14 protein-coding genes are annotated in these 16,256 nt (G+C 68.3%); 11 read left to right on the forward strand and 3 right to left on the reverse strand.

Annotated features, from left to right (window positions below; translation table 11 throughout):
• Window positions 1-52 precede the first annotated feature (52 nt).
• Window positions 53-2,194: a glycogen debranching protein GlgX gene (gene glgX / locus B0W80_RS20030; protein ID WP_077000919.1), complete on the reverse strand. Its 2,142-nt coding sequence runs from the start codon at window positions 2,192-2,194 to the stop codon at window positions 53-55.
• A 331-nt stretch (window positions 2,195-2,525) separates the two neighbouring features.
• On the opposite strand from glgX, the gene B0W80_RS20035 reads away from it, so the two are divergent.
• Complete coding sequence (locus B0W80_RS20035) at window positions 2,526-4,757, forward strand: S1/P1 Nuclease (protein ID WP_077000920.1); 2,232 nt, start codon at window positions 2,526-2,528, stop codon at window positions 4,755-4,757.
• 11 nt (window positions 4,758-4,768) lie between these two features.
• Here the strand turns inward: B0W80_RS20035 and B0W80_RS20040 are convergent, their stop codons facing one another.
• Entirely contained in the window at window positions 4,769-5,680 is a 912-nt protein-coding gene (locus B0W80_RS20040; protein ID WP_077000921.1) for a LysR substrate-binding domain-containing protein, read from the reverse strand.
• 204 nt (window positions 5,681-5,884) lie between these two features.
• On the opposite strand from B0W80_RS20040, the gene B0W80_RS20045 reads away from it, so the two are divergent.
• The 9 genes from B0W80_RS20045 to B0W80_RS20085 all read left to right on the forward strand — a co-directional run bounded on the left by B0W80_RS20045 (window position 5,885) and on the right by B0W80_RS20085 (window position 14,224).
• On the forward strand, window positions 5,885-6,928 hold the full coding sequence (locus B0W80_RS20045) for an ABC transporter substrate-binding protein (protein ID WP_077000922.1): 1,044 nt from the start codon (window positions 5,885-5,887) through the stop codon (window positions 6,926-6,928).
• A gap of 33 nt (window positions 6,929-6,961) precedes the next feature.
• Window positions 6,962-8,029, forward strand: coding sequence for an ABC transporter ATP-binding protein (locus tag B0W80_RS20050; protein WP_077000923.1), 1,068 nt, complete (start codon window positions 6,962-6,964; stop codon window positions 8,027-8,029).
• A complete protein-coding gene (locus tag B0W80_RS20055; RefSeq protein WP_143684700.1) occupies window positions 8,022-8,942 on the forward strand; it encodes an ABC transporter permease in 921 nt (306 codons plus the stop codon). The genes B0W80_RS20050 and B0W80_RS20055 overlap by 8 nt, the downstream gene beginning before the upstream one ends.
• Before the next feature lie 17 nt (window positions 8,943-8,959).
• Complete coding sequence (locus B0W80_RS20060) at window positions 8,960-9,757, forward strand: ABC transporter permease (protein ID WP_077000924.1); 798 nt, start codon at window positions 8,960-8,962, stop codon at window positions 9,755-9,757.
• A 10-nt stretch (window positions 9,758-9,767) separates the two neighbouring features.
• On the forward strand, window positions 9,768-10,898 hold the full coding sequence (locus B0W80_RS20065; protein WP_077000925.1) for an FAD-binding oxidoreductase: 1,131 nt from the start codon (window positions 9,768-9,770) through the stop codon (window positions 10,896-10,898).
• Window positions 10,888-11,265 carry a (2Fe-2S)-binding protein gene (locus tag B0W80_RS20070; protein WP_077000926.1) on the forward strand — a complete coding sequence of 126 codons (378 nt, stop codon included), beginning with the start codon at window positions 10,888-10,890 and terminating at the stop codon, window positions 11,263-11,265. Before B0W80_RS20065 ends, B0W80_RS20070 begins: the two co-directional genes overlap by 11 nt.
• Window positions 11,255-12,670 (forward strand): NAD(P)/FAD-dependent oxidoreductase, encoded by a 1,416-nt coding sequence (locus tag B0W80_RS20075; protein ID WP_077000927.1) that lies wholly within the window; start codon window positions 11,255-11,257, stop codon window positions 12,668-12,670. Before B0W80_RS20070 ends, B0W80_RS20075 begins: the two co-directional genes overlap by 11 nt.
• The gene (locus B0W80_RS20080) at window positions 12,660-13,805 is read left to right on the forward strand and encodes an FAD-binding oxidoreductase (protein ID WP_077000928.1); all 1,146 of its coding nucleotides are present in this window, start codon (window positions 12,660-12,662) and stop codon (window positions 13,803-13,805) included. The genes B0W80_RS20075 and B0W80_RS20080 overlap by 11 nt, the downstream gene beginning before the upstream one ends.
• A 65-nt stretch (window positions 13,806-13,870) precedes the next feature.
• Window positions 13,871-14,224 (forward strand): RidA family protein, encoded by a 354-nt coding sequence (locus B0W80_RS20085; protein WP_077000929.1) that lies wholly within the window; start codon window positions 13,871-13,873, stop codon window positions 14,222-14,224.
• 36 nt (window positions 14,225-14,260) lie between these two features.
• On the opposite strand, the gene B0W80_RS20090 is transcribed toward B0W80_RS20085, so the two are convergent.
• Window positions 14,261-15,169: a LysR family transcriptional regulator gene (locus B0W80_RS20090; RefSeq protein WP_077000930.1), complete on the reverse strand. Its 909-nt coding sequence runs from the start codon at window positions 15,167-15,169 to the stop codon at window positions 14,261-14,263.
• 93 nt (window positions 15,170-15,262) lie between these two features.
• Here B0W80_RS20090 and B0W80_RS20095 point away from each other — a divergent pair, with 93 nt between their 5' ends.
• Window positions 15,263-16,255 (forward strand): tripartite tricarboxylate transporter substrate binding protein, encoded by a 993-nt coding sequence (locus B0W80_RS20095; protein ID WP_077000931.1) that lies wholly within the window; start codon window positions 15,263-15,265, stop codon window positions 16,253-16,255.
• The last annotated feature ends 1 nt before the right edge of the window (window position 16,256 follow it).

The raw sequence follows: 16,256 nt of genomic DNA on the forward strand, positions 1-16,256 counted from the left end.
CCTAGTGCTGCGCACTGCGGCGCGCCCCAACCGCAGCGCGCCAGTTTGAGGGTTATGCCGGCATCGACACGAACACCAGCATCGACCGTGCCGTCGCCGTGTACTCCGACACCTCGCCGTCGCCCCGAAGCGCGGGGTCGGTGGTGTCCAGCGCGAGCTGCCAGGGCTGGCCCGGCGCTTCGGGCAGCGTGAAGCTCACGCCTTCCTCCCACGCGTTGAAGGCCAGCAGCACGCTCGCATCGCGCCCGGCGCCGCTCACCGTCGAACTGGGCGAGCGCCCGTCGAGCAGCACGGCGAACGATCGCGTGTGCGCATCGTCCCACTGCTCGGCCGTCATCGGTTGACCATCGGGGGCCAGCCAAGTGACATCCGCAGGCGTGCCGCCGTCCTCGCTTGCGGCGCCGGTCAGGAAGCGCGGACGGCGCAGCACCTGCAGGTCGCGCCGAAGCTCGAGCACATGTCGGGTGAAATCGCGCAGGCTCTGTCCAGGTTCGCCGATGCCGGCCCAGTCGACCCACGAGATCTCGTTGTCCTGGCAGTAGGCGTTGTTGTTGCCTTGCTGCGTGCGGCCGAATTCGTCGCCGGCCAGCAGCATCGGCGTGCCTTGCGACAGCAGCAGCGTGGCGAGCAGGTTGCGCTGTTGGCGCGAACGCGAAGCCAGCACCTCGGCGTCGTCCGTCGGCCCTTCGACGCCGAAGTTCCATGAGCGGTTGTCGCTGTGGCCGTCGCGGTTGTCCTCGCCGTTCGCGTCGTTGTGCTTGTCGTTGTAGCTGACCATGTCGGCCAGCGTGAAGCCGTCGTGCGCGGTGATGAAGTTGACGCTGGCCCACGGCCTGCGGCCGCGCTTGTTGAAGAGATCGCCGCTCGCGGTCAGGCATTGCGCCAGCGCGGAGGCCATGCCCTCGTCGCCTTTCCAGAAGGCGCGCACCGAGTCGCGGAAGCGGTCGTTCCATTCGGCCCAGCCCGGGGGGAATTGGCCGACCTGGTAGCCGCCGGGCCCGCAGTCCCAGGGTTCGGCGATCAGCTTGACGCTGGACAGCACGGGGTCCTGCCTGCAGCTGTCGAGAAAGCCGCCGCCTTCGTCGAAGCCATGCGACTCCCGCCCCAGGATGGTCGCCAGGTCGAAGCGGAAGCCGTCCACGCGCATCTCGGTGACCCAGTAACGCAGGCTGTCCGTCACCATCTGCAGCACGCGCGGGTGGCTCAGGTTCAGCGTGTTGCCGGTGCCCGTGTCGTTGATGTAGTAGCGCGGCCCCGTGCCTTCGCCCGCCGGCATCAGGCGGTAGTAGCTGGCGTTGTCCAGGCCCTTGAAGCACACCGTCGGCCCGAGCTCGTTGCCCTCGGGCGTGTGGTTGTAGACCACGTCCATGATCACTTCGAGCCCATGCGCGTGCATGCGGTCGACCATGGCCTTGAACTCGTCGATGGTCGGCTGCGCCAGGTAGCGCGGGTCGAGCGCGAAGAAGCCGATCGTGTCGTAGCCCCAGTAGTTGACCAGCCCCTTGTCGGCCAGGTACGACTGGTCGAGGAACATCTGCACCGGCAGCAGCTCGACGCTGGTCACACCGAGCTTGGCGATGCTGTCGAGCACCGCGTCGTGGCCCATGCCCGCGAAGGTGCCTTGCTCGTGCGGCGGCACGGCGGGGTGCTGCTTCGTGTAGCCGCGCACGTGGGTTTCGTAGAGCACGGTGCGGTCCCAGGGCACCCGCGCGCCGATGGGCTGCGACCATTCGAAGCGCGAATCGACCACCACGCATTTCGGCACCAAGTGGGCGCTGTCGCGCTCGTCGAAGCTCAGGTCGCCGTCGTCGTGCCCGATGGTGTAGCCGAACAGCTCCGGGCCCCAGGTGAGGGTGCCCATGTAGGCCTTGGCATAGGGGTCGAGCAGCAGCTTGTTCGCGTTGAAGCGATGGCCTTGTTCAGGTTGGTAAGGGCCGTGCGCGCGCAGGCCGTAGCGTGCGCCGGGCTTCAGGCCGGCCACGTGGCCGTGCCAGATCTCGTCGGTGTATTCCGGAAGCGTCAGGCGCGCGATCTCGTGCTCGCCCGACTCGTCGAACAGGCAGAGATCGATGCGGGTGGCGTGGGCGGAGAAGACGGCGAAGTTGACGCCGTCTCCGGTAAAGGTTGCGCCAAGAGGATGCGCCACGCCTTCGGTGATGACGAATTGGGCGGTGGGCGGCGGCAGGGTGGTCATGAAGGGGGCTCGGTCGGGGGTGAGTGGGTGTGCGTGTGATCGTCGACCCAGAGCGCCGCGCCGCTTGTCAGCGCAGCCGAAGTCCGTGGGTAGGCGGGGGCGCAGGCAGCGGTGCCGGTCGCGCACGAAGCGTCACCGCGGTGCTGACGACATTGTTCACGGCGCAGGTTCAGGGCGCGCGACAACCCGCGATCGCCTGCTGATTCGAGTGCGCGACGCCGGTGCGCATCCTCCAGACCGATGATGAAGCGGCCACGCCGCCGCCGTAGACTCGGCCGGCGATGCACATCGCCGCATCGGCGTCCAAGAACGTTTCTGCCGGAGGATCGACATGGAGCTGTTGGGAGTCGAACGCAACTATGCGAGCCTGTCGCTGCGCGACCTGCTCGAGGCACGCGATCTCTATCACTACCACCTGATCCACAAGGCCAATGTCGTCGGCACCGCGATCGGGCTCTACCTGATCCGCAAGACCGACCCCTGGCCCGACCAGGACCGGACGGCGCAGCAGAAGGACGCCAAGGCGCCAAGGGGCGAGCGCACCCTCTACAACTCGGAGGTGCGCGACTATTCCTGGCCCTGTGTGCAGGTGTTCGTCAAGGATTGGGTCGAGGCGCATCGCTTCGGCACCTCCGCCGGCGAGCTGCATCCCGAGTCGATGATCCCCAGGACCTTGTACATGCCGGACGGGCGCATGGTGCCGGTGTGCGTCATCAAAGTGTCGGCGGCCGCGCCTTCCGACGAGGCGGTGCCCGATTGGCAATGGCCGCGCTCGCGCATCGGCGGCGGGTTTCCGATCGTGACGCAGACCCAGGGCGAACGGCGGGTGGCCAGCGTCGGCTGCCTGGTCACCGACGGCCACACCGTGTACGCGCTGACCAGCCGCCACGTCACCGGGCCGGCGGGGCTGCCGCTGTATTCGATGCTGGCCGGCGAAGAAGTGATGGTCGGCAAGTCGAGCGCCAAGCAATTGACGCGGCTGCCCTTCGCCGAGGTGTATGCCGACTTTCCCGCGCGTCGGACCTACCTCACGCTCGACGTCGGGCTGGTCGAGATTGCAGACCTCGGCGACTGGACTTCGCAGGTCTACGGCCTGGGCGATGCAGGCGCGCTGGCCGACCTGAGCGAGCGCAACATCAGCCTGCGCCTCATCGGCGCGGTGGTGGTCGGACACGGCGCGGCCTCGGGGCCCTTGAGCGGGCGCATCCAGGCCTTGTTCTATCGGCATCGTTCGGTCGGAGGCTACGACGACGTCGCCGATTTCCTGATCGCCCCTGCGACCGACGCCGCGCCGCAGACCCGGCCCGGCGACTCGGGCACCGTGTGGCATCTGGAGCAGACCACGCCCACCGCCGAACTGCGCCCGCTCGCTGTGCAATGGGGCGGGCAGACCTTCGTCGACGGCGACCGGGGCAGCTACAACTTCGCGCTGGCCGCCAGCCTCAGCAACGTCTGCCGCTTGCTCGACGTGGAACTCGTGCGCGCCCACAACACGGGCGGGCAACCCTATTGGGGAACGATGGGGCACTACAGCATCGCCACCTATGCCTGCGAGCTGGTGGGCAGCCCGAAGCTCAAGCGGCTGATCGGCGCCAATCTCGATCGCATCAGCTTCAAGCTGCTGGGCCTGAGCACCGAAAAGATGGCCGCGGCGCTGAAGGACACCAAGGAGAACCGTCGCTTCGTGCCGCTGGCCGACGTGCCCGACATCGTGTGGAAGAAAACCGCGAAGCAGATGAAGGGCGGGCGTGATCCCTCGCCCGGCCAGGGCCCGGAGCACCCCGTGCACTACGCCGACATCGATGCCGCGGGGCCCGACGGAAAGACCTTGCGTGCGCTGTGCCTCGAAGACACTGCGAACGTGAGCGTCGAAGCCTGGCAACGCTTCTACGACGCTACCGGCATGACACAGCCCCGGCAGCGCGGCCTGCTCCCATTCAGGGTGTGGCAGTTCTTCGACGCCATGGTCGCTGCGGTGCGGGCGGGCGACATGGCGTCGTTCGTCTGTGCCGCGGGGCTGGTGTCGCACTACGTCGGCGATGCCTGCCAGCCGCTGCACGGCTCGGTGTTGGCGGACGGGTACGAGGACGGTCGTGGCGAGGGCGTGCATTCGGCCTACGAAACCAAGATGCTCGACCACTGGGACGTTGCGCTGCACACCGGGATTTCGAATGCGATGCAAGGCGGCTTGCCGCTGCATCCGCTGGCCGCTGATGGCCACGCGTGCGCCGTGGCCATGGTGCGGTTGATGGACCGGGCGGCTGGCCACGTGCCACCCGCCGATCTCGTCGACGCCTACATCGACGCCGGCGGCGGCGCCTCGCGGCGCGTCACCGGAATTTTGTGGGATCGGTTCGGCGACGGCACGGTACAGACCATGGTGGACGGTGCCGTCGCGCTGGCCAGCTTGTGGGAGAGTGCCTGGGCCGCCGGCGGCGGCGAGGCGACCGTTCCTGAAGAGGACGCCGTCGCCATCGCCAAGGCGCGGCTGCGCGGGCTGTACGAGAAGCCGGCCTTCGTCCGGTCGCTGTACCTCGACGAGATCGGCGGCGTGCTGCGTTAGTCGTCCACGGCCTACTTCATCACCAGCCGCGGATCCAGCTCCGCCATCGCGAACTCGCGCAGGTGCGCGATCAGCGGCTCGACCAGCTTCGAAGGCGCGCGCTGCAGCGGCGTCAGCACCGAAAACTCCAACGGCACCGCGGGCTCGAACGGTATGAAGCGCACGTCGTTGCCCTTGTATTCCATCGCCGTGATGGCATCGATCAACGAGATGCCCTGGCCCGTGGCCACCAGCGAGCAGAGTGCTGCCGACACCTGCGTCTCCACCTGCGCCAGCCTGTACTTCACGCCGTGGGCCGCGAACATGGTGTCGATCAGCAGCCGCGTGTTGAGGTGGCTCGGGTGCGCCAGGTAAAGCTCGTTCTCGAAATCGGAGGGGACCACCACCTCTTGCCGAGCCAGGCGGTGGCTTGCGGGCACGGCGCAGATGTGCGCCACCGTGAGCAGGCTGTCTCCGTGCGTGCCGGTGTTGTGAATCGACAGGTTGACGATGCCGACGTCGCAGCGCTGCGCGATCACCATGTCGACGATCGTGCGCGAGTCGTACACGCCCAGCGAGATCTTGATCTCGCTGTGGTTCTTCAAAAAGTCCGCGATGGCGCGCGGCATGAACGACAAGGCGATCGAGGGCGGGCCGGCCACGTGCAGCGCGCCGCGTTGCTGCGTCCTGATCTCGTGGGCCGCGCGCGCGATGCGTTCGACGCCGATCAGCGAGCGATTGACTTCCTCGTACAGCAGGTGCGCCTCGGCCGTCGGATGCAGCCGGCCCCGTGCGCGCTCGAAGAGCTGGAAGCCCACGCTTTCTTCCAGGTCGGCGAGCAGCCGGGTGACCGCGGGCTGCGAGATGTACAGCATGTCGGCCGCCCGCGTGACGGTCTGGCACAACATGACGGCGCGGAAGGCTTCGAGCTGTCTCAGGCGCACGGGAAAACCTTCAACAAGTCATAACTCAACATTATGGGCTGGCCAACAAATTGTATTTGTTGGGCGCCGCGCTGCCATCTAGCATTCATTTCGTGAGTGTAGTGGCGGGTCGTGAGTGCTTGTGTGACTCATAACCTGATGTGTTGAACTGGTGCGCTTCGCTCCCCACAGTGGGGCCGATGCACCGTGATGGAGAGTCCCGTGATGAAAGCAAAACGTCTGGCCCCGCGGCTTGCAGCGGCCTGTGCCCTCGTGTGTACGAGCCTGCTCCACGCGCAGACCGCGCCCACCATGTACGTCGCTGGCTACGGCGGCTCCAACGAGAAGATCTTCAAGGACAAGATCATTCCGGCCTTCGAGGCCGCTCACAAGATCAAGATCGTCTACGTGGCCGGCAACTCCACCGACACGCTCGCCAAGCTGCAGGCGCAGAAGGGCAAGCAGGAGCTCGATCTGGTGGTCATGGACGACGGCCCGATGCAGCAGGCGGTGCAGTTCGGCTTCTGCGAGAAGATCAAGGACGCGCCGATCTACAAAGACCTGTATCCGCTGGCACGCATCGACGATCGCTCGATGGCCATTGGCGCCGTGGCCACGGGCCTGGCTTACAACACCGAAGCGTTCAAGAAGGCCGGCCTGCCGAAGCCCGACTCCTGGAAGATCCTGAGCGACAAGCGCTTCAAGCAGAAGCTCGCGATCCCGCCGATCTCGAACACCTACGGCCTGCACACGCTGATCATGTACGCCAAGATGAACGGCGGCAGCGAGAAGGCGATCGATGCCGGCTTCACCGCGATGACCAAGGAGGTCGTGCCCAACGTGCTGGCGTGGGAGCCCTCGCCCGGCAAGATGACCGAGCTGTTCCAGAACGGCGACGTCAGTCTCGCGGTGTGGGGCAGCGGGCGCGTCGAGGCCTTCAAGGCCACCGGGTTCCCGGTCGAGTTCGTGTACCCCAAGGAAGGCGCGATGGCGCTGCTGGTCACGGCCTGCCCCGTGGTGCAGAGCGACGTGCCCGAGCAGGCGCAGGCGCTACTGCAGTACCTGGTCACGCCCGAGGTGCAGGGCTGGTTGGCCGACACGCAGGGCTATGGCCCGGTCAACAGCAAGACCAAGCTCGAACCCGCCGTGGCGGCCAAGGTGCCCTACGGCCCCGAGCAGATCGGCAAGCTGCTGCCGACCGACTGGACCGTCGTCAACGAGAAGCGCGGCGAGTGGACCAACCGCTGGAACCGCACGATCGAGCGCTGAGCCGCAGACCGCAAGCCACCGAACGCGAACGCCATGGCCTTCCTCTCACTCAAGAAACTGACGCGGCACTTCGACGATTTCGTCGCGGTCGAGTCGCTGGACCTCGACGTCGAGCGCGGCGAGTTCATCTCGCTGCTCGGCCCCTCCGGCTGCGGCAAGACCACCACGCTGCAGATGATCGCGGGCTTCGTCACGCCGACGCGCGGCAACATCGTGCTCGAAGGCCAGGACATCACCACGCTGCGCCCTGAAAGGCGCGGCATGGGCGTGGTGTTCCAAAGCTACGCGCTCTTTCCGCACATGACGGTCGAGGCCAACATCGGCTTCGGCCTCGAGATGCGCGGCATGGGCCGCAGCGAGCGCAACCAGCGCATCGGCGAAACGCTGGAACTGGTGCGCCTGGGCGGGCTCGGCAAGCGCTACACGCGCGAGCTCTCGGGCGGGCAGCGCCAGCGCGTGGCCATCGCGCGTGCGCTGGCGATCCGGCCTCAGCTTCTGCTGCTCGACGAGCCCATGTCCAACCTCGACGCCAAGCTGCGCGAGGACATGCACATCGAGCTGCGCGCCATCCAGCGGCACCTGGGCATCACGACCTTGCTGGTTACGCACGACCAGGTCGAAGCGATGACGATGAGCGACCGCATCGCCGTCATGCACGGCGGCAAGATCGTGCAGCTCGCGATGCCCTTCGAGGCCTACGAGCAGCCGGGCTCGCCGTTCGCCTCGACCTTTCTCGGCAAGACCAACTCGCTGCAGGGCCGCGTCGTCACCAACAACCAGCGCTGCGCCATCGTCGACGTCAAGGAACGCCAGCTGCACATCCCGCACGGCGGCCGCAAGCTCGACGGCCAGGTGCACGTGTTCGTGCGCCCCGAGAAGCTGCGCCTCGGTGCCGCCGGCGACGGGCTGCCGGGCCAGGTCAAGACGCGCGTCTTCCTCGGCAGCCACTGGATGCTGCAGGTCGACACGGCCATGGGCCTGATGAGCGTAAGCCTGCCCAACGTGGGCGAGGTGCCGCCGGCCGAAGGCAGCCCGGTCGGCATCAGCTGGTCGGACGACGACCTGCGCGTGCTGCCCCAGCAGGAGATGGCGCATGGCTGAAGCCCACGTGGCGTTGCCCGCAGCGGGAGCCGCCTTGACGCGCCGCAAGAGCACCGACTCCGCAGGGGCCGCGCCCTGGCTGCTGGCCTCGCCCGCGCTGCTGCTCTTCGTCGGCCTGCTGCTGGTGCCGCTGCTGCTGACGGCGCTGCTGTCCTTCCACGCCTTCGACGGCACGCGGGGCGTGCTGCCCGAGTACTCCCTGGCCAGCTACCTCGAGGTGTTCTCCGACGGCTACTACCACGAGATCTTTTTGCGCACCGGTGGCCTGGCGCTGGGCGTGACCTTGCTGTGCGTGCTCTTCGGTGTGCCCGAGACATTGATCCTGGCGCGCATGAAGAGCCCGTGGCGCGCGCTCTTTTTGATCGTCATCCTCGGGCCGCTGCTCATCTCGGTGGTGGTGCGCACGCTGGGCTGGGCCATCCTCTTCGGCAACGACGGGTTGATCAACGCCACCCTGATGGCGCTGGGCATCGTCAGCGAGCCGGTGCGCCTGATCTTCACGATGACGGGCGTGGCCATCGCGCTGACCCATGTGCTGATTCCGTTCATGGTCATCTCGGTCTGGGCCAACCTGCAGAAGCTCGATCCGCAGGTCGAGAACGCCGGCCTGTCGTTGGGCGCGCCGCCGGCCAAGGTGTTCTGGCGCGTGATGCTGCCGCAGCTGCTGCCGGGCATCCTGTCGGGCTGCATCATCGTCTTCGCGCTGTCGGCCTCGGCTTTCGCCACGCCGGCGCTGCTGGGCGGCCGCAAGCTCAAGGTGGTGGCCACGGCCGCCTACGACGAGTTCCTCAACACGCTGAACTGGCCGCTGGGCGCGACCATCGCCATGCTGCTGCTGCTGGCCAACGTGCTCATCATCCTGGGCGCCAACCGCTGGGTCGAGCGCCGCTTCAGCCAGGTCTTCGACGCCTGAGCGGCCAAGGACATCCCATGCGCAAGAACGGTTTCTTCTCGCTGCTCTACCACGCCGTGTTCATCGGCTTCATCGTGGCGCCGCTGGTGGTGGTGATGCTGGTGTCCTTCACCAGCAAGGGCTTCATTTCCATGCCCTTCGCCGACGGCTTCTCGCTGCGGTGGTTCCGCGCCATCTTCGACTCGACCGAGATCGTGCGTGCCTTCTGGTTCTCGCTGTGGCTGGGCCTGGCCTCGGCGACAGTCGCCGTCGCGCTGGCCGTGCCCGGGGCGCTGGCGCTGACGCGCTACAAATTTCCGGGCCGCGGCGTGCTGATGGGCTTCTTCCTGTCGCCGCTGATGATTCCGCACGTGGTGCTGGGCGTCGCCTTCCTGCGCTTCTTCACGACCATCAACGTGACCGGTTCCTTCGCGTGGCTGGCGGCCACCCACGTCATCGTGATCCTGCCTTACGCGCTGCGGCTGGTGCTGTCGTCCGCCACCGGGCTCGACCGCGATGCCGAGCGCGCCGCGCTGTCGCTGGGCGCCTCGCGCTTCACCGCCTTTCGCCGCGTGGTGCTGCCGCTGATCCTGCCCGGCGTGGCCGGCGGCTGGATGCTGGCCTTCATCCAGAGCTTCGACGAGCTGACCATGACCGTCTTCGTCGCGACACCGGGCACGACCACGCTGCCCGTCGCCATGTACAACCAGATCGCGCAGACCATCGACCCCCTGGTCGCCGCCGTGGCCACCGTGCTCATCGTCGGCACCCTGGTCGTCATGCTGGTCATGGACCGGCTGGTCGGGCTCGACCGCGTGCTGATCGGCAAGAACTGACACCCGCACGATGAACACCAGCGACGTCATCGTCATCGGCGGCGGGCTCGTCGGCAGTGCCGTGGCCTACGGGCTGGCGCACCAGGGCGCCAAGGTCACCATGCTCGACGAAGGCGACCAGGCCTTCCGCGCTTCGCGTGGCAACTTCGGGCTGGTCTGGGTGCAGGGCAAGGGCTTCGGCATGACGCCCTATGCGCGCTGGACGCGCATGTCGGCCGGCCTCTGGCCGCAGTTCGCGAGGCAGTTGCTGGACGAGACCGGCGTCGACGTCCGGTTGTCGCAGCCCGGCGGCTTCTGCTTCAGCTTCTCCGACGAAGAGCAAGACTTGCGCCGCCAGCGCATGCAGGCCATCCAGGACGAGCTCGACGGCGACTACCCGTTCGAGATGCTCGACCGGCAGGAAGTCATGGCCCGCGTCCCCGCGCTTGGCCCGGAGGTCACGGGTGCGAGCTACACGCCGATGGACGGCCACACCAACCCCCTCAAGCTGCTGCGCGCGCTGCATGCGGCCAACCTCGAGCGCGGCGTGCACTACGTCAGCGGACAAGCGGTCAAGACCGTGTCGGCCGAGCCGCACGCCGACGGCAGCCTGTTCACCGTCGAGGGGCAATGGCAGGCGCCGCGTGTGGTACTGGCCGCCGGCCTCGGCAACCGCGCACTGGCCGAGCAGCTCGGCCTGCATGCGCCGGTGGTGCCCAACCGCGGCCAGGTGCTCATCGGTGAACGCACGGCGCGCTTTCTCGATCACCCGACGCTCAACGTGCGGCAGACGGAGGAGGGCACGATCCAGCTCGGCGATTCGATGGAGGAAGTCGGCTTCAACGACAACGTGACCACCAGCGTGCTGGCCAACATCGCGCGCCGCGGCGTGCGCACCTTCCCCGTGCTCGCCGGCCTGCGCCTCGTGCGGGCCTGGGGCGCGCTGCGTGTGATGAGCCCCGACGGCTTTCCGATCTACGACGAATCGGCGCGACACCCGGGCGCCTTCGTCACCACCTGCCACAGCGGCGTCACGCTCGCCGCCGTCCACGCCTTGCGCGTCGCGCCCTGGATCGGCGGGGCATCCGAACCGCAAGGGCTCGCCGCCTTCTCGGGCAGCCGCTTCCTGAACCCCGATTACCGCCCCAGCCATGCCCACTGATTCACTCTTCCAGCCACTGGCGCGCGCCGGCGCGTCGGCCACGGCGACCGTCGCGATCACCTTCAACGGCCAGCCGCTTCAGGTGCCGGCCGGTGCCAACGTCGCAGCCGCCTTGTTGGCGGCTGGCGTCAGGCGCTTCCGCAACTCGCCGGTGTCTGGCGATGCGCGCGCACCCTACTGCATGATGGGCGTGTGCTTCGAGTGCCTGCTCGAGATCGACGGTGTGCCCAATCGCCAGGGTTGCCTGGTGCAACTCGAAGCCGGCATGGACATCCGCACGCAAGACGGCATGCGCGATCTGCTCGCCGAAGCGAACGATCCGGCGCTGGCGCTCGCCGAGGCGGTGGAGGCACCCCATGGCCTTTGAGACATCGCCCCACGCGACCACCGAACGTCCGATGCAGACGGCCGATGCCGTCATCGTCGGCGCCGGCCCGGCAGGGATGGCAGCCGCCATCGCGATGCGCCAGCACGGCGCCAGCGTCGTGCTGCTCGACGAGCAACCCGCAGCAGGCGGCCAGATCTACCGCGGCATCACGAACGCCCCGGCCGAGCGCCTGGACGTGCTCGGCCCCGACTACGGTGCCGGCGCCGCGCTGGCCGGCGAGTTCGCCCGCAGCGGCGCGCGCCACGTCACCGGCGCGGCCGTGTGGCAGGTCACGGCCGAACGGCAAGTGCACTACCTGCAGTCCGGCGGCGTGCATTCCATTCAGGCCGAACGTGTGCTCTTGTGCACCGGCGCGATGGAGCGCCCCTTTCCGATTCCGGGCTGGACCTTGCCCGGCGTGCTGACGGCCGGTGCAGCGCAGATCCTGCTCAAGGGCTCGGGCATGGCGCCGTCGCAGCCCGTGGTGCTGGCCGGCTGCGGTCCCTTGCTCTACCTGCTGGGCTGGCAGTACGTGCGCGCCGGCGTGCCGATCGCGGCCATCGTCGACACCACCGACGGCGCCGACTACCGTCGCGCCATTCGCCACGCGGGCGGCGCACTGGCCGGCTGGCGCTATCTGCAGAAGGGCCTGGCGCTCATGGGCGCGCTCAAGAAGGCCGGCGTGCCCTTCTTCAAGGGCGCCACCGGGCTGCACGTGCTCGGCGACGACAAGGCGAGCGGCCTCGGCTTCACCAGCGGCGGCACGGCGCGCACGGTGCAGAGCCCGCTGGTGCTGTTGCACCAGGGCGTGGTGCCCAACACGCAGTTCTCGTGGTCGCTGCGTGCGCGCCACATCTGGGACGACGCGCAGCTCTGCTGGTCGCCCGTCACCGACACCTGGGGCGAACTCGACGTGCCTGGCGTCTTCGTCGCCGGCGACAGCAGCGGCATCGGCGGCGCCCGCGTCGCGGCCCTGCAAGGCGAGCTCGCAGGCTTGGCGGCAGCGTCGCAGACAGGCAAGCTGCCCGCGCCGATGCGCGATCGGCTGGCCGAGCCGCTGCGCGCCGAGATGCGCCAGCACCTCTTCATCCGGCCCTTTCTCGATGCGCTGTATCGCCCGAAGAAGGCCAACCGCATTCCGTCGGACGGCACCATCGTCTGCCGCTGCGAAGAGGTCACGGCCGGCGACATCCGCGGCTACGTCGACATCGGCTGCACCGGGCCCAACCAGGCCAAGAGCTTCGGCCGCTGCGGCATGGGCCCATGCCAGGGCCGGCAGTGCGGCTTGACGGTGACCGAGGTCATCGCCGATGCCCGCGGCGTGACGCCCGAAGAAACCGGCTACTTCCGCATCCGCCCGCCCATCAAGCCGATCACGCTCGGAGAGCTGGCGCATGAGGCCTGAGCAGGCCGGGCTGCCGCGCGGCAGCGACGTCATCGTCATCGGCGGCGGATTCCACGGCACGTCGAGCGCCTTCCACCTGGCGCGCGCCGGCGCGAAGGTCACGCTGCTCGAAGCCGAGTACTGCGCGCGGCATGCCTCGGGCGTCAACGCCGGCGGCGTGCGCACGCTGGGCCGCCACCATGCGGAGATTCCGCTCGCGCGCGCCTCGCTCGACCTGTGGCACCGCTTGCCCGAGTTGATCGGCGACGACGGCTCCTTCGTCTGCAGCGGGCAACTGCAGATCGCCGAAACGCCGCAGGAACTCGACAAGCTGCGGCGCCGCGTGGCCGAGCTGAACGCGCTGGGCTTCACGCACGAAGTCATCGTCGACGCGCAGCAGGTGCGCGAGATCGCGCCGCGCCTGGCGCATCACGTCGTCGGCGGCATCTGGGTCGATGACGACGGCCACGCCGTGCCCTACCGTGCGGTCACGGCCTTTCGCCATGCGGCGCAGCGGCTGGGCGCGCAGTTCCACGAAGCCACGCCGGCACGGACCATCGAGCGTGTCGGCAACCAGTGGCGCGTGAGCACGCCGCTCGGCGTTTTCAGCGCGCCATGGCTCGTCAATGCCGCGGGTGCCTGGTCGGGTGACTTCGCCGCGCAGGCGGGCGACGCGGTGCCGATGAAGCCCGGCGGGCTCATGCTGATGATCACGCAGCGCGTGCCGCACTTCGTCGATCCGGTGCTCGGCGCGGCGGGCCGGCCGCTGTCCTTCAAGCAATTCGCCAACGGCACCGTGCTCATCGGCGGTGGCCTGCGCTGCGGCGCGGACATCGTGCGTCGCCACGGCGAGGTCGACTTCCTCAAGCTCTCGTCGAGCGCGCAGACCGTGACCGACCTGTTCCCGCACCTGGCGGGCATCAACGTCGTGCGCGCCTGGGCCGGCGTCGAGGCCTTCATGCCCGACGAGATCCCGGTGATCGGCCTGAGCCGGCACGCGCCGCAACTCGTGCATGCCTTCGGCTTCTCGGCCCATGGCTTCGAGCTGGGCCCCATCGGCGGCAAGATCGTGAGCGAGCTGGTCCTCGAAGGACGGAGTACGCTGCCGATCGCGCCGTTCGCCGTCGACCGGTTCGCGTCGGTCGCCGTGCACTGATTCGGTCTGCTCGCGCCGCGCCGGCGCCCTCCATTTCTTCACCATCCCAAAAGGAGCAACAACCCATGTCCGACATCCAACGCCACGAAAGCAACCGCCGCATGTCCCGCATCGTGGTGCACAACGGCATCGTGTACCTCGCGGGCGTCACCGCCGCAGTGCGCGACGGCGACATCTCCGCTCAGACGAAGAGCGTGCTCGACACCATCGATGCGCGCCTGAAAAGCGTCGGCAGCAGCAAGCAGAAGCTCTTGAGCGCCCAGATCTGGCTCAAGGACATCGAGCGTGACTTCGCCGCCATGAATGCGGTGTGGGAAGAGTGGACTGCCGCCGACGGCGCACCTGCGCGTGCCACCTGCGAAGCCAAGCTCGCGGCACCCGAGCTGCTGGTTGAAATCATCATCACGGCGGCGTTGTAAGTCAGGCGCCATGCGAGGCATGCCGCGGCCCGTGCCTCAATCCACCGCCGATTTCTTCTTGCGCGGCAAGCTCGATTCCAGCAAATCGACGAAGGCCTGCGCAGCGGGGCCCAGCACGCGCGAGGCCTGCCACACCAGGTGGATCGGGCGGTCCAGCCCTGGCGTGACCACCGGCACGAGCGCCACCTTCTTCGCATCGAAGAATTGCACCGCGATGCTCGGAACGACGCTGACGCCGAGCCCCGCGGCAACCAGGCCGGCCACCGTGGGCAGGTGCTCGACTTCCATGGCGTCTTCCACGGCAATGCCGCGCATCGCGTACTCCAGGTGCTGGCCGATGCTGCCGGTGCGGGCGTAGCGGATCAGGCGCGCGCCTTCGAGGTCGCGCAGGCCGACGCGCTTGCGCGACGCGAGCCGGTGACCGGCGGGGCAGGCGAGCACGAACGACTCCTGCAGCAGCACACGGTATTGCAGGCCCGGCATCGTGCCGGCCGCGCTGAGGATCGCGACATCCGCCTGCCGCTCGCGAACCAGTTCGAGGCACCTCGGCGGCAGGTGGTCGAACAGCTCGACGCGGATGCCGGGGTATCTGGCGCGGAATTGCGCGATCAGCGGCGGCAGCCAGTGGGCCGCGAAAGGCGGCGAGGTCGCGACCGCGACGCGCCCCTTGCCCATGCTCGCGCGGTCGCGCAGGTCGGCGCCGATCTCGTCGAGCTCGGCCACCACGCGCCGCGCCGAAGCCACCAGGCGTTCGCCGTCGCCCGTCAGGCTGACGCGGCGCCGGTCGCGGTCGACCAGGCGCAGGCCGACTTCGGCTTCGAGCTTGGCGATCATCTGGCTGAACGCGGACTGCGTGACGTTGCAGCGTTCGGCCGCCAGCGAGAAGTGCCGCAGCTCGTCGAGCGCGATGAACGCACGAAGCACGCGGGTGGATACGTTGATCATCTTTGCTACTGACAGGACGCAAAGAATTAATTTTACCGACGTGCCTGCGCTGCCTACGATGCGGTCCACAAACAGCGGCAAGGAGCCGAAACAATGAGACACCCGACACGACGCACGCTTCTCGCCGCACTCGCCACCGCCGTGCTGGCCGCCACGGGGGCGGGGTCCCTCGATGCCCGCGCGCAGTCGTACCCCAGCAAGCCGATCCGCCTGATCGTGCCCTGGCCCGCGGGCGGCAGCACCGACGTGCTGGGTCGGGCGCTCGGCGTGGAGCTCGGCAAGCAGCTCGGGCAGCCCGTCGTCGTCGACAACCGGGCCGGCGCCGCCGGAAAGATCGGCACCGCCGTCGCCGCGAAGTCACCCGCGGACGGGTACACCATCTACCTGGGCACCATCGCCAACTTCAGCGTCGCGGCCGCGTGGGAGCCGTCGCTGCAGTACGACCCCGTCAAGGACTTCGCACCCGTGGCCTACGTGGCCGACTCACCGGCGATGCTGGCGGTCAGCGCCTCGCTGCCCATCCGCAGCATCCAGGAGTTGCGCGACTACGCCCGCACGTCGGGCCGGCAGTTGTCCTATGCCAGTGCGGGCGAGGGCAGCGGCTACCACCTGATGGCCGAGCTCTTCAAGCTGCAGGCCCGGCTCGACCTGCTTCACGTGCCCTTTCAGGGAACGCCGCCGGCCGCGACCGCGGTGGCCGCCGGCCAGGTCGACATGACCTTCGACGCGGCCGGGCTCAAGCCCTTCATCGACTCCGGCAAGCTGCGGCCGATCGCCGTCACGGGCAACGAGCGCTGGGCCTTCGTGCCCGACGCCACCACCTTCGCGTCGCAAGGCGTGAACAACCTGGAGGGCAACAGCTGGTTCGCCATCTTCGCGCCGACCGGTACGCCAGCCGACGCCATCGACAAGCTCAACGGCGCGATCAACAAATCGCTTTCATCCCCCGAGATGCTCGCCGTGCTCAAGGCCAACGGCTACATCCCGGTGGGCGGAACGCCGGCTGCGCTGGGCAGCATGGTCGCCAAGGACATGGCGAAGTGGAAAGACGTCGTGCACAAGGGCAACCTGCGTGCCGCCAAGTAGT

Origin of the sequence: Variovorax sp. KK3 (assembly GCF_001984055.1) — a bacterium.
Classification (GTDB): domain Bacteria; phylum Pseudomonadota; class Gammaproteobacteria; order Burkholderiales; family Burkholderiaceae_C; genus Variovorax.